General features: G+C 39.6%; 14 protein-coding genes and 1 tRNA gene. 10 read left to right on the top strand and 5 right to left on the bottom strand.

The features are described 5' to 3' along the window. Positions 1–263 precede the first annotated feature (263 nt). The 3 genes from QXL17_05505 to QXL17_05515 are packed head-to-tail and all read left to right on the top strand — an operon-like array spanning position 264 to position 1,803. Positions 264–692, top strand: a complete 429-nt coding sequence (locus tag QXL17_05505) for a hypothetical protein (GenBank protein MEM4258591.1) — start codon at positions 264–266, stop codon at positions 690–692. 4 nt (positions 693–696) lie between these two features. Next, complete coding sequence (locus tag QXL17_05510; protein MEM4258592.1) at positions 697–1,011, top strand: hypothetical protein; 315 nt, start codon at positions 697–699, stop codon at positions 1,009–1,011. A gap of 6 nt (positions 1,012–1,017) precedes the next feature. Continuing rightward, positions 1,018–1,803 carry a hypothetical protein gene (locus QXL17_05515; GenBank protein MEM4258593.1) on the top strand — a complete coding sequence of 262 codons (786 nt, stop codon included), beginning with the start codon at positions 1,018–1,020 and terminating at the stop codon, positions 1,801–1,803. Between the two features lie 17 nt (positions 1,804–1,820). On the opposite strand, the gene QXL17_05520 is transcribed toward QXL17_05515, so the two are convergent. After that, complete coding sequence (locus tag QXL17_05520; protein ID MEM4258594.1) at positions 1,821–4,592, bottom strand: N-6 DNA methylase; 2,772 nt, start codon at positions 4,590–4,592, stop codon at positions 1,821–1,823. A 538-nt stretch (positions 4,593–5,130) separates the two neighbouring features. Here QXL17_05520 and QXL17_05525 point away from each other — a divergent pair. Then, positions 5,131–7,554 carry a C25 family cysteine peptidase gene (locus tag QXL17_05525; GenBank protein ID MEM4258595.1) on the top strand — a complete coding sequence of 808 codons (2,424 nt, stop codon included), beginning with the start codon at positions 5,131–5,133 and terminating at the stop codon, positions 7,552–7,554. Here QXL17_05525 and QXL17_05530 read toward each other — a convergent pair. Next, positions 7,538–7,753, bottom strand: coding sequence for a DUF4314 domain-containing protein (locus QXL17_05530; protein ID MEM4258596.1), 216 nt, complete (start codon positions 7,751–7,753; stop codon positions 7,538–7,540). The two genes, QXL17_05525 and QXL17_05530, sit on opposite strands and share 17 nt — an antisense overlap. Positions 7,754–7,781: 28 nt before the next feature. Then, positions 7,782–7,853 (bottom strand) — tRNA-Gly (locus tag QXL17_05535). 159 nt (positions 7,854–8,012) lie between these two features. Between QXL17_05535 and QXL17_05540 the strand changes: the two genes are divergently transcribed. Together QXL17_05540 and QXL17_05545 are read left to right on the top strand one after the other, a co-directional pair. Further along, positions 8,013–8,576 carry a LemA family protein gene (locus QXL17_05540; protein ID MEM4258597.1) on the top strand — a complete coding sequence of 188 codons (564 nt, stop codon included), beginning with the start codon at positions 8,013–8,015 and terminating at the stop codon, positions 8,574–8,576. Between the two features lie 26 nt (positions 8,577–8,602). Then, complete coding sequence (locus tag QXL17_05545) at positions 8,603–9,511, top strand: M48 family metallopeptidase (protein MEM4258598.1); 909 nt, start codon at positions 8,603–8,605, stop codon at positions 9,509–9,511. A gap of 22 nt (positions 9,512–9,533) precedes the next feature. Here QXL17_05545 and QXL17_05550 read toward each other — a convergent pair whose 3' ends face one another. Then, a complete protein-coding gene (locus tag QXL17_05550) occupies positions 9,534–10,982 on the bottom strand; it encodes an aminoacyl-histidine dipeptidase (protein ID MEM4258599.1) in 1,449 nt (482 codons plus the stop codon). 141 nt (positions 10,983–11,123) lie between these two features. Between QXL17_05550 and lsrF the strand changes: the two genes are divergently transcribed. Beyond that, positions 11,124–11,903, top strand: coding sequence for a 3-hydroxy-5-phosphonooxypentane-2,4-dione thiolase (gene lsrF, locus QXL17_05555; protein ID MEM4258600.1), 780 nt, complete (start codon positions 11,124–11,126; stop codon positions 11,901–11,903). Between the two features lie 293 nt (positions 11,904–12,196). Next, a complete protein-coding gene (locus QXL17_05560; GenBank protein ID MEM4258601.1) occupies positions 12,197–13,237 on the top strand; it encodes a zinc-dependent dehydrogenase in 1,041 nt (346 codons plus the stop codon). A 12-nt stretch (positions 13,238–13,249) separates the two neighbouring features. On the opposite strand, the gene QXL17_05565 is transcribed toward QXL17_05560, so the two are convergent. Further along, the gene (locus tag QXL17_05565; protein MEM4258602.1) at positions 13,250–14,044 is read right to left on the bottom strand and encodes a winged helix-turn-helix transcriptional regulator; all 795 of its coding nucleotides are present in this window, start codon (positions 14,042–14,044) and stop codon (positions 13,250–13,252) included. A gap of 114 nt (positions 14,045–14,158) precedes the next feature. Here QXL17_05565 and QXL17_05570 point away from each other — a divergent pair, with 114 nt between their 5' ends. Both QXL17_05570 and QXL17_05575 read left to right on the top strand, forming a co-directional pair. Further along, the gene (locus tag QXL17_05570; GenBank protein ID MEM4258603.1) at positions 14,159–15,367 is read left to right on the top strand and encodes a hypothetical protein; all 1,209 of its coding nucleotides are present in this window, start codon (positions 14,159–14,161) and stop codon (positions 15,365–15,367) included. Between the two features lie 72 nt (positions 15,368–15,439). Further along, the gene (locus QXL17_05575; GenBank protein MEM4258604.1) at positions 15,440–17,713 is read left to right on the top strand and encodes a triple tyrosine motif-containing protein; all 2,274 of its coding nucleotides are present in this window, start codon (positions 15,440–15,442) and stop codon (positions 17,711–17,713) included. Positions 17,714–17,716 lie beyond the last annotated feature (3 nt).

Below are 17,716 nucleotides of genomic sequence, written 5' to 3' on the forward strand. Positions count from 1 at the left end.
TTATCATGGCTCCAGACCACCGGGGTGTTAGTAGCACTCTGGTGGTCATTAATTTCATATTATTGAATGAATTTTTACAGGAGAAACTCTCCGAGACTGTAAGGGGTATCTCTCCTTATATACTCCTGTACGGGGTGACAGAAAGTATTCCCTCCTGTTGCAACAGCAGAACTTCCCATATTATCAAAAAATAAGGAATAAGCATTATATATTACATTCATTATATCCATTACAAATATTATAAATATTAGGGGAGTTAAAAAATGAATAAACAGATAGAAAATTTGAAACAAAGAATAATGACCGAGATGACTGTTGATTATTCGAATGCTCTTGAAAAGAATTTTGATGTGGCAAAACAATTTGTTCGAATAACAAGAGATGGTAAAGTCGATGTATTATTTAAGGATAAACTGAATGGCACAGAACAGATTTTATTATATCTGATAGGGAAACTATATGCAAAAGAAGCAGGCTTTACGCCTACTGACGACGTAGGAAATAAAGAGCTTTTGAATGAGCTAGGTATTCCTGAAGGATCATTACTTCCTTGGTTAAAAGAATTACGAGACAGTAATAAAATAAAAACGACTAAAAAAGGAAAAATTGCAAGTCATAGCGTTTCTATAAATTTAGTTGAAAAGATCTTACAAAATATCGAGAGAAAAATAAAGAAAAAAGTTGAGGGATAAGAAAATGACATCGTTAAATGATATCATGAAAAAATTGGAAAATCATGAGACACGAATAAAAAATTTAGAAAAATCGATGAAAAATAAACCTAAAAAAGATCTTCAAAAAAGAAAAAGTATTTTTGATCATTTAATCGAATTAAAATCAGGAGGATTCTTCAATAAACCCAAAAACCTAAAAGAAATAGTAGAAAAATTGGCTCAAGTATCTTATCATTACCCGCAACAGAGTCTAACAGAACCTTTACAAAGAGCAGTTAGACAAGGAATTCTAGGGAGAGTAAAAAAGGAGAAAAAGTGGGCTTATTGCAAACGGTAATATCAAATGAATACCATTGAAAATTTGATTGAGAAATTTAAAAAAATAGAAATTTCTGACTTTCCAGAGTTCCAAGATTATAATAAACCACTTGAAATGGGTTTATGGATTCTATGGATAGCAAAAGAAAAACTAGGTATTAAGAAGTTAACAGCGGATCAGATAGTCTCTGTTATACGAGATGTCATGGAGATAAGCATCGACACAAGATCTATTACTAATTCTTTTAACCGAGCAAAAGGAAAAATTCATGTCTATAATGAAAACGGAGAATCATATTTCGAAATAATGAGACCTGGAAAAGATCACCTACTCAATGAAGCTCAAGATAGACCCATACAACTGTTTTATTTCGAACCGGACAGAAGATTTACAAGCAAAAAAATTCTATCACGAAATATTTTGAATAATTTCAAGGATGAATTGAACATTGTTGATCCGTATTGTAACGAAAGAACTTTAGACATTTTAAAGGATATCAAATGTAAAAACGTAAAAATTCTAACTTGTATAGATAATCTCAATCAAAAAGATAAAGAACGATTTCTACGTGAGATTAAAGATTTTAAATCTGAAACTTCAAATATAGAATTTAGAAATTATCCTTTGAAAGATATCCATGATAGATACATAATTTCCTCTGAAAATCTGATTATTTTAGGTCATAGCATGAAAGATATAGGTAGCAAAGAATCTTTTGCTATAGTTTTAAATAAGGATACCAGTAAAAACATATGCGAAGCTTTAACAGAAATCTTTAACCGAAGATGGAAACAATCAAATGTTTTATGAATATGCAACTAAGAAAATTAATTTTTCAAACTTTCTTCAACAATAGCGATTTCTTTTTTAGACAAGCCATATAGTTTGTATACTATTTGATCAATATCATTATCTGTGTTTTTTATTTCTTCTTCGAGTTTTGCACTCTCAGATGTTTTTTTATCACCTATCTCTTTGAGTCTATTATTAAATAGGATCATCCGGTCGACCAATTTTATCAATAGTTGTTGTTGAGCAGAAGGAACTTTTGGTATCGGTAAACTTCTTACATCTTCAGGATAAACACCGCTATATGTACCTTGAAGTGTTCCTGTTGCGACCATATTACTGAAGTAAAAAGACATTAGTTTAGAGTTAAGAATCCCAAGGATATATTTCAACGAGAAATAATTATATGGTGTAAACACAGGCCATTTTTTCTCTGCTGATTGAAGTTCAAGTAATCTATCGTTCCATGGTAAAATGATAATGAGATTATCATTCGTATAGAATTTAGAATCATCATAGATGGCAATCAATGAATTGTTTTCTCCACTTACTCTTCGGATAATTATTTTATTGCCTTCAAACAATTCGGGAAACTTTGGTCTATGAAAATCTTCGGCTTTACTATCATAATCCATATACAGTTTTTTCCAATTATAAACATATCTTGCTATATCTTTACCTTCAAGATATTTCTTATATCCTGGTTTATATTCCTCGTGAACAACGTCTCCTTTGGCAAATTCTGATCTTGCTCCCTCTCTACTATGAGCGACAACCCCAACATTAACACAACAGATATTCCCAATGAAACAATCAGTAGAAGACATTTTCTTTAAGAGATGAATTTTTTTATCATCTAAATCTGTACGGAATGTACAATTATGGAAATCCAAGAAATTCCTTTGTGAGATGGTGCCAATTTTCTGGAACTGAAAATCTTTAAAAATAATGATGTTTGTTCTTTGACTCCTCGGTTTTTTCTTCTGAATTACAAAAATGATATACTGCCGAGCAACATCTTTGAATACTGTTTCTGCACCAAATTCAGCTAACGACACCAAAGTATGGTTTCTAACAATAAATTCTCTAAGTAATTTACCATATTTTTCTTTAGCAAATGAAGAAGGTACAATGAATGATAAATAACCGTCCTCCTTTAGAAGAGATAACGCCTTCCTGATGAATAATATGTAAATATCCCAATGTCCAATTGTAATATCCTCATATTTTTTATCTAAATAAAGAACCATTTCCCTATTAGTTTCTGATAATTGCCAATTCGAAATATATGGAGGATTTCCAATAGCAACATCAAACCCTCCTTTTCGCATAATTTCTTTAAATTGTTCCTCCCACTTGAACGCATTCAGTCCAACAACTGTTTCATCATCAATGAGAGAATTTCCATGTTTTATATGAACGTCAACCTCTTCAGGTAAACGTCTATCTTTTTCTGTTGCCTTTAATAGAAGATTTAATTTTGTGATTTCAACCGCTTTGTTATCTAGATCAACACCGTAAAGATTGTTTTTCAAAATCTCAGTTTTAATCGAATATTTCCCCTGACTATCGATCCGATATTGTTTCGATTCCTTCCCGCCAGATAAATGGTTATGTAGACAATCAAATGCCTTAATTAAAAAGGAACCAGAGCCACACGCAGGATCTAAAATCTTCAAATCTTTAACTTTAGTTTTCTTATTCTTAAGAAGTTCGCCAACCGTATTTTTCACAATATAATCAACAATATAGGTAGGAGTATAGTAGATACCCTGTTCTTTCCTATGAGCCTGCCCATTGGTAAGTTTCGCTTTCCCTGACTTTGTTTGTGCTAACAACTTTCCTAAATATTGTTCGTATACCTGTCCGAGAACATCAGCGTCAATCCAATCAAAATTATAGATGTACTCCCCATCTTTCGATTCATAGAGATATTGAGTAAGTTTCTTAATAATCTCGCCATCTATCGAGATTTTATCGCAGTCGTTATCCTTCGCAATCGCAAATAAACCACTGTTATACACGTCATTGTATCGTTTGAAAATCTCCTTTAACAGAGGATATACCTTATTCGTTGGATGATCTTGAACTTCTTTCAATGACACATTTTCAGGATTAATACCAGTATCTTCACATCGTCTGATGAAAATCAACCGGTCAATAATACGCTGGATGATCTCATCTTTTTCATTAATCTGATATTTGCCCGGATAACTTTTCTCGATATCGCTGGCAATAAGACTACGAATATGCATTAAATCTTCAAGCAGACTTCTATCGATAGAAACACGTCTCTTAAGCCGTCCTTCACTCTCAGCTTTTTTTAACGTAAGTCCTTGTTCAAAACTCTCTTTTGACAGATATAGTAAATCCTCAAAATTCGAAATATAATCATCAGGAGAATTGAATACTCTAAATTTATTTCTTAGAGCATCTTCTTGTTCAACACAAAAAATCTTCAATTCTTCAAAATTTGTTGACACAGCAAATGAAACACGTTTTGATAACGCATAGGAGATTACCTGTTTATCTGCTTCCCGTTCCAAAGGAATTCCGACTTTTTTCACTTCCAGAAAGAAAACGATCTTATCACCAATATAAAACGCATAATCAGCATGACCCATACGAGTTTCTCGACGAGCTTTCTCCTGTTTCACAAAATCTTTTTTTGTCCACCCGAGTAGCTCAAATAATGGTTCCACAAGCTTAGTCTCAGTATTTGCTTCCAATTCCTTCTTGTATTGCTCATAATGTTCTTTAAAATCTTCAATCAATTCTTGCAGTTCCGCTTTGATTTGTTTCTCATTCAACATTTTTAAAAAGGATATCTTTATTTTCTACTTTAATTTTTGTAACATCGGAGATAAAAAACATTCTTTAATTCTTACCACTAGTTATGAATATATAAATATATATCTTTGTATACATTATACATTTATGTGCAAACTCATAATTTGCACCTAAATTCCCCTATTTGTGTGCAAAGCCTATTTTTATATATTTTTATTGGTGTGGGCGGCGAACTTTCTCTTTTTAAGAATACATTTTTTTACTGAACGAACTGTCTGTTTTGATACTCATAAAAGTGTGCGGGACGGTTCAATGGATGGGAGTATACCTAGGATACGTCATTGTATGCAACGATTCTAGCAGCAACCATGTATCATAGTTTTTTTAGAGTATTACTCAAGGTTTTTCTTGCAGGGAAACGGTAATTATGTGAGGCTTATGACTGGAGATCTTTAGTTGAACATTTTATGGAACCGTCGCCAAAAGATACATATACCAGAGATGATTAATAAATATACATCGAGCTCTTTTGTGGTGCTCGTCCTATCCGGGGAATATATGATGTTGCGTGTATCTACTCTATATAAAAAAACAATCAAATCGGTCTTCTTCTGTAGTATTGTCGTATGGTTTATTTTCAGTGGTGTTCAAGCACAGGTTTTTTCACAGAAACAACTGCAACCTCAAAGTCGTATTGTGTTCGCATCAGAACATTATACAATATGTCTTCATGATCAGACCTCTGATATGATTCGTTTATCATATCATATATCTGATTTTTCAACTGAAGAGGTACGTATCAATGATCAGCTCTTTACCCGAATTATTCTCGGAGATACTTCGACAACCTTTGAAGCAGGCAAACCTGAACTCCCACTGCTTGCCCACAGCATCATACTTCCTGATGCTAGCAATATGCAAGTTTCACATATTCAGACCCAGTATCAAGAGTTTGATTCAATTCAGGTGGTACCTTCAAAAGGTAATCTTCTCAGAACGATGGATCCAGATGCAACTCCGTATTATTTTGATGAACTATATACGAGGGATGCATGGTTTCCAGAACGTATCGTTTCTCTTTCTGAGCCGTATATTCTCCGAGATTTCCGAGGGTGTTGCATCCAGGTTATTCCCTTTCAGTATAACCCTGTGGAAAAAAAACTTCGGGTATATTCAGATATTTTCCTTGAACTTACCTCAGCAGATGGTCAACCGGTTAATCCGTTATTCCGCACTAAAGTACCTTCTCATGTAGATTCTGAATTTCTTCAGCTCTATCAACGTCATTTTCTGAATTTTCCTGCTTTAGGATATACTCCAGTTCCTGAACAAGGGAATATGCTAGTCGTAACCGATGATCAGTTTTATGATCTCATGAAACCTTTTGTTGCTTGGAAAAACATGCGAGGTCTTCCAACAGAGATGGTTAACATATCAAGGATTGGGGATGCGACAGCTTTAAAACAGTATATTACAAACTATTATGAAACAACAGGGGTGGCCTTTGTTCTGCTCGTTGGTGATGTTCAGCAGATACCAACCTTGTATCGTTCTGGTGGAGCATCAGATCCAAGTTATACGTATGTTGTTGGTTCTGATCATTATCCTGATCTTTTTATTGGTCGTTTTTCAGCACAGACAAACAGCCAGCTGCAAACACAGATTCAACGGACTCTTGACTATGAACAACATCCACAGGTGGATGCTGTATGGTATCGAAAAGGAACTGGTATTGCATCAAATCAGGGTCCTGGTGATAATGGTGAGTATGATGATGAACATATTGAGAACATTCGAAATCTACTCTTGAATTATACCTATATAACCGTTGATCAGATCTATGATCCGACAGCATCGGTATCACAGGTTGTCTCTGCGCTTAACGATGGTCGAGGTGTGATTAATTACTGTGGTCATGGCTGGCCGATGGGGTGGGGAACTACAGGGTTCAGCACAACACATGTTCATAGTTTGATTAATAAAAATACGCTCCCGTTTATCGTTTCTGTTGCCTGCAATAACGGTGAATTTGATTCTTTTGATGAATGTTTTGCTGAGGCATGGCTTCGGGCAACTGCTGAGAATCAACCAACCGGTGCGATTGGTGTTTTTATGTCGTCGGTTTCTCAGTCATGGAATCCGCCGATGGCTGCTCAGGATGAAATCATGAATCTTCTCGTTGAATCGTATACCGACAATAAAAAGCATACCTTTGGAGGTCTTTGTTTTAGTGGTTGTATGTACATGAATGATCGATATGGATACGCAGGTGCAGAAATGACTGACACCTGGCATGTGTTCGGCGATCCTTCGTTGATGGTTCGAACAACAGTACCGACACTGGTTTCAGCATCGCATCCTTCGGAGATTATGATGGGTGCGAACACCTTTGAGGTGACCGTTTCGGGTGGTGCTGACCTCATTGCTGCCGTGTCAAAAAATGGAAAACTTTTTGGCTCTGGATATCCTGATGAAAACGGACATGTTTTGATCTCTTTTTCTGATCCGGTACCTCCTGGGGGAGTGATCGATCTTGTTGTCGTTGGGTATAACACGGTTCCATACCATGCCTACATACCAATTATTGGTGATGATGAACCACCGTATACCCCTGAGAAACCATCTGGGAGGAGGTTTGGAAGGGTGAATATCTCCTATGGTTTTTCTACATGTACAAAAGATCCTGAGAATCAGGATGTCTATTATCTCTGGGATTTTGGAGATGGTCAGATGTCTGAATGGGATGGTCCGTACGTCTCAGGTGCCAGAGCGTTCATGAATCACAGCTGGATGGTACCTAGGATGTATACGGTTCGAGTGAAAGCAAAAGATGTCGTTGGTGCAGAGAGTAACTGGTCAGAACCAGTGAAGATGTTCATACCAAAAAACAAAGCACTGGCTCCGGCTTGGCATGAGCACGGAAAACCTCTGTTTCCACGGTTTGCTGAGTTGGTTCAGAGGATATTTACCTGTTTTTCGTGATGATTTTGTATCGATCGATACCTTCAATTAAAGCGATCTGTTCGCCGTTCTCCCAGTCAACCCAGATGAGTTGATCGCCGCCATCATCTTCGATTTTTGTGACGGTTCCTTTTGATCCTTTTTTGAGTTTCGTCCAGGTATCATTGATAAAAACAAGTTCAACCGTATCACCAATTTTCACTTTTTTCTCTATCGTCATCACCTTTCCTGTTATTTTTTTAGGTGAGTGCGGATAACGGGATTCGAACCCGTGTGAATGGCTTGGGAAGCCACTATCATAACCACTAGATCATATCCGCAGTGTAACTCCTGAGAGTGCATCGACAATGAACTTGGTATTCAAAACCTTTTTCTTTGTTGATGTTTTTTTTCTGGTAAAAAGGTTGATCGAGGATATATTTAAATAACGATTGTTATTATCCGCCCTAAAAAGAATGTGAACGCGAGGTGTGATAGGTATGGATATGATGATGCTTGGTTTGATTATCATAGGGCTGATTATTTTATGTGTAGTGTTGTTTTTCTTAAGCTTTTACAACAAAATTATTCGATCTGAAAACCGTGTTGACAATGCATGGGCGCAAATCGATGTTCAATTGAAACGACGAGCAGATTTGATTCCGAATCTCATGGAAACGGTAAAAGGATACATGAAGCATGAGCAGCAAACTCTTGAGAATGTCACCAAGGCACGGGCAGCATTGATGAATGCGAAAACACCTCAGGAGAGTATCAATGCTGATAACCAACTGACCGGTACGTTGAAAACCTTATTTGCTGTTGCTGAGGGGTATCCTGATTTAAAGGCAAATCAAAACTTTTTAAATCTCCAGGATGAGTTGACCAACACTGAAAATAAGATTGCATACTCACGGCAGCATTACAACGATTCAGTTCTTGCGTTCAACAACCTTATCGAAACGTTCCCGGGAAATATTTTTGCAAATATGATGCATAAGAAAGAAAAGCAGATGTTACAGATACCTGAAGCAGCTCGTGAAGTTCCGAAAGTATCATTTTAATCACAGTTTTTCTTTCTTTGATATCTATGGAAAAAAAACTTTTGCTTGAGGATCATATACGAAAAAACAAACGAGATACTGTGCTGATTTGTACTTTCATGGCATTGCTTTTTATTGCCGTCATCTTCGCTGTTGGCTACGTTTTATTTCATGATCCTTTTATTGCGCTTCTTTTTGGTATTCCAATTGCTGTTGTGTATATTTTGATCACGTACTCTTTCTCTGTTCAAAGTGTGATTGCTGCTGCACGGGCACGTCCTGCCAATCCTCAGATCCGCGAAGAGAAACTGTTCATGTATAAGGTCGAAGAGATGGCGATTGCTGCTGGTATGCCAGTGCCCAAAACCTATATTCAGGATTCTGACTATATCAATGCTTTTGCAACTGGTAAGAAGCCAGAAGATGCAGTTATCTGTATGACCACCGGTGCGTTGCGCAAGTTGAGTAATGATGAGATGGAAGGTGTGATTGCACATGAGATGAGCCACATCCTCAATCGTGATATTTTGGTCGCAACGGTAACCATTGGTGTTGTCGGTGCTATTGCGTTGATTTCAGAGATTGTTTTCTACTCGCTTCTTTTTGGTGCTGGGGATCGCAATCGGGGAAAAAATAATGCGAATCTGATTTTGATTATTCTTGCGGTTCTTCTAGTGATTCTTGCTCCGATTTTTGCACGGTTGACGTATCTTGCAATTTCTCGGAGGCGAGAGTACCTTGCTGATGCGAATGGTGCGTATCTGACGAGAAATCCAGAAAGTCTTGCGAAGGCATTAGAAAAAATTAAACAAGACTTGCCACGGGGGAAGCCAAAAGGATCAAAAACTGTTGCACCATTGTATATTGCTAACCCGTTCAAATCTCAGTCTCTGGATTCGATCTGGTCAACCCATCCACCGTTAGATAAGCGGATTGAACGTCTCCGCTCGATGTAGGAAAAAACAGAGTTGAGATGTGTTAGAAGTTTTCAATAATTTTGACGACATAGGTGTAGAATTTTTCAACAGAGCTGATTGAGACTTGTTCTTGCGGTGAATGCAGGTATTTGATGCTTGGTCCCATGGAGATCATGTCCATGCCTGGGAATTTTTCTCCGATAATACCACATTCAAGTCCTGCATGTACTGCTTCAACCTTTGGTTCAGCATGGAATAACTCTTTGTACACCTTTTTTGACAGCGCAAGAATTGGTGAGTTCATATTTGGCTTCCATCCAGGATATGGTGTATCTTCAGTAATCGTTGCACCAGCAAGTTGTGCACATGCTGCGATTCGGTCACGCATGTCTTGGAGTTCTGATTTGACTGCACTTCGTGAACTCATATGGATAAACACGGTTTTTTCTTTGGTTTGGACGACTGCGAGGTTTGTTGAGGTTTGAACTAGTGTTGGTATGTCGTAGCTCATTTTATGAACGCCGTGCGGTAGTCCCTGGAGGAGATTCAGGAGGCATATTTGGCAGGTTTTATCGATGATTCTTTCTGGGGGGTCTGTTTCTTGGATGCTCAGGTTAACGTCAGGGTCGATTGGTTTGATTTCGTCAAGAATTACTGCTGCTTCGTTGGTAAGAAATGTGGTAAAGGCGGTTTTTTCTGCTCGTGCGATAGCGATGGTGGCATATGCTTCACGAGGGATTGCATTGTGTTTGTCACCACCTTTGAGGTCACTGATGAAAAACTCATGATGTCGTGCTGCTTTCCAGAGGAGCCGTGCAAGGATTTTTATCGCGTTTCCTCGTTGTTCATGGATATTTACTCCTGAGTGTCCGCCGCGGAGACCAGAGATTTTCATGATGAGGTTACAGGTATTTTTTGGTGGGGTCTTGGTTGTTATCGGAAGTTCTATTTTTGTATCTCCGCCGCCAGCACATCCAACTGTTAGTATTCCAAATTCTTCGCTGTCCAGATTTAGCATTGTTTTCCCGGTGAGAAAATCAGATTCCATGGCAAACGCACCAGTAAGCCCGGTTTCTTCATCAACTGTGAAGAGTGCTTCAAGTGGTCCGTTTTTTACGGTTGTGTCTTCAAGTAAGGCAAGAGCGACTGAGATGCCGATGCCGTTATCTGCTCCAAGCGTTGTTCCTGATGCTGTGAGGATGTCTCCGTTTCGTTTTAGTTTCAAAGGATCTTTGGTGAAATCATGGATGACATCACTGTTTTTTTCACAGACCATGTCCATATGACCTTGGACAATCAGGGTGCGTTTGTTTTTTACACCTGGAGCAGCTGGTTTTGAAACAACGATGTTTCCGGTTTTGTCAGTTTTATATGATAGTTTTTGTTTTTTTGCAAACTGAATAATGTATTCTCGAATTTTTTCTTCATGTTTGGAACAGCGAGGGATCGCACTGATTGCCTCAAAATGTTTCCAAACCAGTTTTGGTTCAATATTTTCAAGGATGCTCATAAAGGTCGGCTCCCCCTGTTGCTGAGAAGGTATATAGATGCTCTAGATAAAAAAGGTTTTGACAGGAAAATGATTACTTGCGTTGGAAGCATACTTTATATAATCTCTCTCATATGCAGTGTTGATTTGGAGGTCATTGGTATGGACTGGGGTATGAAAAACCGGTTATCGAAGATTATTAAGCCAAAAGATGGTCGAACAGTTATGCTTGCGGTGGATCATGGGTATTTTATGGGGCCGACAACAGGATTAGAAAATCTTGGGACTATGGTAAAACCATTACTTCGCTATGCTGATACCTTGATGCTGACGCGTGGGGCGCTCCGCACCTATATTGAACCTGAAACCGATATTCCAATTGTCTTGCGAGTATCTGGTGGTACGAGCATCATTGGACCTGAATTGCTCCATGAGGGAACCGTGGTCTCAATCGAGGATGCAATTCGTTTGAATGCTGCTGGTGTTGCATATTCAATTCTTGTGGGTGCATCGTTTGAGCGTGACACGCTTCTTGGGCTGACGCAGTATATTGATGACGCAGAACGATACGGCATTCCTGTTCTTGCGGTTACTGCAGTTGGTAAAGATATGGTTCGTGATGCTCGCTATATGAGTCTTGCGTCGCGGATGGCAGCTGAGCTCGGCGCGCATATGGTGAAGACATATTATGTTAAAGATTTTGAAAAAGTCGTTGAAACCTGTCCGGTTCCGGTGGTGATTGCTGGTGGTAAAAAGCTTCCTGAGCAAGAAGCATTTCAGATGGCGTATGATGCAATCCAGGCTGGAGCAATTGGTGTTGATATGGGGAGAAATATTTTCCAAAGTAGCAACCCGGTCGGTGCGATTAAAGCGGTTCGTGCGATCGTTCATAATAAAGCAACAGTGAAGGAAGCACTGGATATCTTTCAGGGACATACATAAAAAAAATATTCACAATGATCGAACTGTGTGGATGAAGGGTATCTATGTGTTCGTCTCCTTTTTTTATTGTTCCTTTTGCCATTTGCACTCCAAACAATGCGGGACCACCCGTAATGCCTAACAGTTCCATCTAGTTTTTTGTAACCTGTTGAGCAGTTCTTCGATTTGTGATGTTTTTGCCGTAGGTGATGATGCGTGCTGCTGTTTGTTCTTTTAGAATTGTGCGAGGGAAAAAAAGATTGGGAAGAAAAGCTATTAAATCATTATAGATACCAAGATTGAGTGAGATTCTGATGAAAACCATGGACGTAGCGATGTATTATACGAATCATGATGTTCGGATTGAGCATATGCCGGTTCCAACGATTTCTGAAAATGAGCTGTTGGTTAAAGTGATTGCAAGTGGTATCTGCGGGAGTGATGTTATGGAATGGTATCGGATAAAAAAAGCTCCCCGAGTACTTGGTCATGAGATTGCTGGTGATATCGTTGAGGTTGGAAACAACGTAGAGCAGTACAAGGTTGGAGATCGGGTTTTTGTGTCGCACCATGTTCCGTGTAACACGTGTCGTTTTTGTTTGCAGGATCAGCATACGTTGTGTCATACGCTGCATACAACCAATTTTTATCCTGGTGGTTTTGCTCAGTTTGTTCGTGTTCCAGAAATCAACGTTGATCGTGGTGTTTTTGTGCTTCCTCAGTCGATGTCCTATGAGGAGGGTGTTTTTGTTGAGCCGCTTGCTTGTGTACTGCGAGGTCTGAGGCGCGCGGTGATTCAACCAGGGGATATTGTGGTGATTATTGGGAGCGGTATTTCAGGATTGTTACATGTTAAATGTGCTCAGTTGTGGCATGCTGGTATGATTATTGCTACTGATGTTGATCCGTTTCGGTTGAAAACCGCACAGCAGATGGGTGCTCATGCGGTTTTTCATGCATCTGATATTTCTGTGGAAAAGCTCCAGAAGGTGACTGGTGGCAGACGTGCTGATGTGGTGATTGTTTGTGCTGGTGTCCAGAGTGCTGTTCGTCAGGCGTTTGATCTTGTTGCTCCTGGTGGAACTGTGTTGTTTTTTGCTATGACGCCTCCTGGTGTTGAGGTGCCGTTTCCGTTGTTTGAATTATGGGATAAGCAAGTTCGGTTGGTATCAACATATGCAGGTAGTCCTCGTGATATTCATGAGGCAATCCAGCTTCTTGCTTCGAAGAAAATAACAGTTGATGATATGATTACCCATCGTCTTCCCTTGTCTGAAGCAGGAAGAGGTTTTCAGTTGGTTGCTCAGGCGAAGGATTCAATCAAGGTGATTCTTGAGCCGTGGAAGAAGAAGTGATGTCGCTCTTTTTTACTGGATGAGGATGAGGTTGTAGTTGATTTTTTGGGTTGAAGCATCATTGTGTTGTTCAAGCAGGCGGAGTGTGTTTTGGATGCTGTCTTTTGAACCGAACACTGCAACCGACCTTCCGCGTTGTGCAGCGTCAATGCTGGCTGCGGCTGCGCTGTATTGGATTTCTGGTTTGACGCCAATTTTCCTGCAGATGCTATAGGCGACCGGGTCGAGGCAGGCGATAAGGTCAACTGGGATTCGTTGGAGTTGTTGTTTCATGCGTTTCAGTGAGGGTTGTGTGGTTGTTGATGGTGTTGGTTGTTGGAGTTGGAAAAGATAGATATCGCCGATGGTATGATCAAGAATTCCTTTCAGGTTTCCAATAACGGCAGGATCGTGGGTATCTGCGGATGTGAGCGCTATACCTGTTGATGGTGAGTTTTTTTGAGGATGTGCCCAGAGCCAACCATCGTCCATGTAGAGACCAACCTGTTGCCCTTTTTTGAGTGGAGCTGCTGCGAGTGCAATGCAGTGTGTGATGAGACTGAGGTTTTTGATCGATGTATCAGCGAATTGTTTCAAGGACGAGAGTTCTTCATGGAGTAATGCTACACCTTGGATCGTTGGTTTGTAGTGTCGTTCTTCTCGGCAGATAAGATTTTGTTGTTTCATTTTTCGTATGTACTCAGAGACTGCTTGTTGGGTGATACCAAGTTTTATTGCAAGTGGTTTGAGTTTTGAGTAGGCGTTGGTGTGGAGTTCATAGAGGATGAGGATTTGGGTGGAGAGATTTTTGTTTCTGAGAAGATTCATAGTATTGTTGATTGAGTTTGTGTGTTATGAATCTTTCGTTTTTTCAAGTTTACTTGATTTTTTTCAAATAAATTTTATATAGTGCTAGCCTTTCATTTGGTTAGGTGAATAAATATGCATACAAGAGTCATTGGAATCGTCATGCTGGTAGGCCTTTTTCTCATGATCAATGTAACCTATGCTCAGAAGCTCGTAGTTCATAACGATAACGATGATGGGAACATCTCTTTTGATCTGTTTCAGACTACGAACACAAAAGGTGTTGTTCTCACAACCGATTATCTTGGATCAAGTGCGTTAAGTTTCATCAACACGCATCCTTTGGAAGTCCTTGCAACAGGAATCGGACCAACGCAGGGAGATGATATCGTTCGTTATTTCAATGGAAAAATCTATGTGTTGAATCGTTTTGGCTATGATCGGATTGATGTTTTTTCTGCAGAAGAACCATATACGTATCTGTATAATTTTTCAACAGGAACTGGAACAAATCCTCAGGATATCGCGTTTATCTCAGAGTCAAAAGCATATGTCACCTGCTATGATTCCTGTGACCTGTTAATTGTGAATCCTTCGACAGGAGATCATTTAGGGACTATTGATTTATCTTCGTTTGCTGATGACGACGGCATCCCCGAGATGCATAGAATGCTTGCACTTCAGTTTCGTGGTAAACATCGAGTGTATGTCACGGTTCAGCGGTTAAATCGATCAGCGTTTTATGCACCAACCGATACAAGTTATCTTGTTGAAATCAATGCTGATACTGATACCGTGCTTCATGGAATAGAACTTGAAAAAACGAATCCGATATCAACACCATTCCTTGATGGTTACTACGTTGTTGTTGTCTGTGTTGGCAGCTGGTTTGATCCTGCTGATGGTGGTGTTGAGCGTATTCATCTTTTCTCAAACAGTGCAGAAGGGTGCATTCTTACTGAACAAGAGGCTGGTGGTAATATTATCAACTATGATATTTATCCAAGGTATCGTGGTCGTCGTGGTTGTATTCGTATGTGGATTGAGGAACGTTTTCCGGTATTTGCGAAGAACCGAACTGAGGTTTTTCTAGTCAGTGATCCTCTCTGGAATACACACCTGGTACATCGGTATACTACCGATAAAAAGATTCGTGAAATCTATGGTACGAGTGGGTATAATCTTCCTGATTGTGCTGTGTCCAACAATGGTTTTGTATTTCTCTGTGATCGATCTGCTGATGCTTCTGGTATTCGTGTTTTCGATGCACGTACTGGTGATCAGATCACCCAACAACCACTCCAAGTCGGGTTGTTACCACCAGGAATGATTACCCTCTACTAATCTTTTTCAAGTTTTTTTGTTTTTTTTCAAGAAATGTTAAAATACTGGTACTGTGGTTTGTTTGGATCAACGATGAGTACAAACAGAGATATTCACTTCAAAAAAATTGGGGTTTTTCTTATTTTTAGTATGCTGTGTGCTTTTAGTTTTGGCACATATTGGTATATTGAACATGCTCGTTCATCATCACGTCAATGTCATGATTCTGCTGGTTTTTCCGTGGATACAGATGATGAACCCCCCATTGAGGATCGAATACCGCCCCACACTATGCTGTGTTCAGCTCCAGCAGCAAGTACTGCAGATGGGCAGGTCTTGTTTGTCTGGACGGGGAGTGATGATACAGCTCCTGTTTCAGATCTTTTGTTTTCTTATAGATTGGTCCCCATATTGAATTCGTGGTCGTCTTGGACAAAGAATACGTCTGTTATTTTTTCTGATTTAGAACCAGGTGTCTATCTTTTTCAGATCCGTGCAAAGGATCGGTGTGGAAATATTGAACCGACACCAGTGAATTATTCATTTTCGGTAGGAGCATCAAAAGCAGAGGGAAACAGTACGCAGGGTAACAATCAGAGCCGTTTTTCGACCTATTACTATTCATGGTTTGTGGATACAAAATATCTTCCGTTCTATGGTTCTTTTTTTGTGTCTAAAAAAACACCGTGGGAGAAAACCATTACGATCAGCGATCACAATATCAATACTCTGACAATTACGCTTTCATGGCAGGATGATTGTTCCTCTCGTTTTTCCCGGTTGAGCAGAGATATGTTACTTTTTGAAGTATATGCATCAAATTCATCCTGTGTTTTTTCACAGGTATCATATGGTTCAGGAAGGATTGTTTTTTCAGTCCATGATTTGATACATCCGCCGGAAAACGGTGTTCTTACCGCTGGTTCAACTAACGAGGCATTACGTATACTTTCGAGTATCAAACAGGAAACATGGGTGAATGATCCAATAACCCTTCGGGTTTCATGTCGCGTACGAGACCTTCGTCCCTTGGTACGGTTGTTTCACGAAAAAGGCAATGACTTCGTTGTAAACATTAGTTATTCTTTGTATGCTCCTAAGATTGTAGAACAGGATACGATACCTCCGGAAACAACTATTGTTCAGAAACCGAAGACGGTGTCGACGGAACGTACCCTTTGGTTCACCTGGCAGGGAACCGATGATTTTACCAAGTCTTCTGATTTGGTGTTTCAACATCGCTTAGAAGGGTATACAAAAGGATGGTCGTCATGGTCAAATGAAATCACCGCCATATACTACGATGTACCTGTTGGTTCGTATGTGTTTACGGTTCGCTGTCGGGATGCTGCAGGTAATATTGATCCAACTCCGGCAGTCTATGCGTTTGAGATTATCCCTCAGAATACGGTAGATGATTCAACCCCGCCAGAAACTATTCTTCTTACTGGACCTGAAGGTGTTGTTCAAACCGGTACGGTTTCTTTTTCGTGGAGTGGATCTGATGATCAGACATCGCAGCAGGATTTGATGTATTCGTTTCTGCTGCATAATTATTCAGCATCGTGGTCTTCGTGGAGTCGCGATACACACGTGACGTTTCATGATGTTCCGGATGGTAGGTATCTATTTGAAGTTCGGAGTCGTGACCATGCAGGTAATATTGATCCAACTCCTGCTCAGAGAGCATTTGAGATCCGTCAAGGGTCGGTGAATCGATTTGCATCAAAGGTTATCGCGTTTGAACCGGGGCTGTTTGGGAGTAGCAGTGCGGTGAAAAGTCTTGGAGGTCCCAGGGGAAAAGGTGCAACTGCTGGTGCCACCGATGTGGTCACCCTTGGTTTGAAAGGTAGTATAACGCTTGGTTTTGAGGTGGTGATTACTGATCAGGTAGGATATGATTTCATTGTCTTTGAAAACCCGTTTTATATTGGCAGTACTGGTTTTGTGTTTGCTGAGCTTGTCTATGTTGAGGTGAGTTCTGATGGGGTGAATTTTGCACGATTTCCAGGTGTTTCTAGGACGTGTCAACCAGTTCCACCATACATGGGGATTTTACCAGAGAATTGTACGAATTTTGCAGGGATACGACCAGTGTATGCAAATGTTGATGAAAATACGATTGACCCGTTTGATCCGACGAGTGCTGGTGGTGATGCGTTTGATTTAGCAGTGCTTAGGAATCATCCGTTGGTTCAAGCAGGTGTTGTTGATCTTGAACGTATTTGTTTCATTCGGCTAATCGATGTTCATGGTGATGGTACTGAGTATGATACAGCAGGTAATCCAATTTATGATCCAACTGGCGGAGGAATCAATGGGGCAGATATTGATGCGGTTGCCGTGATTCATTTTTTAAAAGAATGAGAC

The organism is Candidatus Thermoplasmatota archaeon (genome assembly GCA_038884455.1).
GTDB lineage: Archaea > Thermoplasmatota > E2 > DHVEG-1 > DHVEG-1 > JAWABU01.

What these genes read in the sequence shown, in the direction of transcription:
- QXL17_05505 (MEM4258591.1), top strand. Translation starts at nt 264, where the DNA reads ATGAATAAACAGATAGAAAATTTGAAACAAAGAATAATGACCGAGATG.
- QXL17_05510 (MEM4258592.1), top strand. Translation starts at nt 697, where the DNA reads ATGACATCGTTAAATGATATCATGAAAAAATTGGAAAATCATGAGACA.
- QXL17_05515 (MEM4258593.1), top strand. Translation starts at nt 1,018, where the DNA reads ATGAATACCATTGAAAATTTGATTGAGAAATTTAAAAAAATAGAAATT.
- QXL17_05525 (MEM4258595.1), top strand. Translation starts at nt 5,131, where the DNA reads ATGATGTTGCGTGTATCTACTCTATATAAAAAAACAATCAAATCGGTC.
- QXL17_05530 (MEM4258596.1), bottom strand. Translation starts at nt 7,753, where the DNA reads ATGACGATAGAGAAAAAAGTGAAAATTGGTGATACGGTTGAACTTGTT.
- QXL17_05540 (MEM4258597.1), top strand. Translation starts at nt 8,013, where the DNA reads ATGGATATGATGATGCTTGGTTTGATTATCATAGGGCTGATTATTTTA.
- QXL17_05545 (MEM4258598.1), top strand. Translation starts at nt 8,603, where the DNA reads ATGGAAAAAAAACTTTTGCTTGAGGATCATATACGAAAAAACAAACGA.
- QXL17_05550 (MEM4258599.1), bottom strand. Translation starts at nt 10,982, where the DNA reads ATGAGCATCCTTGAAAATATTGAACCAAAACTGGTTTGGAAACATTTT.
- lsrF (MEM4258600.1), top strand. Translation starts at nt 11,124, where the DNA reads ATGGACTGGGGTATGAAAAACCGGTTATCGAAGATTATTAAGCCAAAA.
- QXL17_05560 (MEM4258601.1), top strand. Translation starts at nt 12,197, where the DNA reads ATGAAAACCATGGACGTAGCGATGTATTATACGAATCATGATGTTCGG.
- QXL17_05565 (MEM4258602.1), bottom strand. Translation starts at nt 14,044, where the DNA reads ATGAATCTTCTCAGAAACAAAAATCTCTCCACCCAAATCCTCATCCTC.
- QXL17_05570 (MEM4258603.1), top strand. Translation starts at nt 14,159, where the DNA reads ATGCATACAAGAGTCATTGGAATCGTCATGCTGGTAGGCCTTTTTCTC.
- QXL17_05575 (MEM4258604.1), top strand. Translation starts at nt 15,440, where the DNA reads ATGAGTACAAACAGAGATATTCACTTCAAAAAAATTGGGGTTTTTCTT.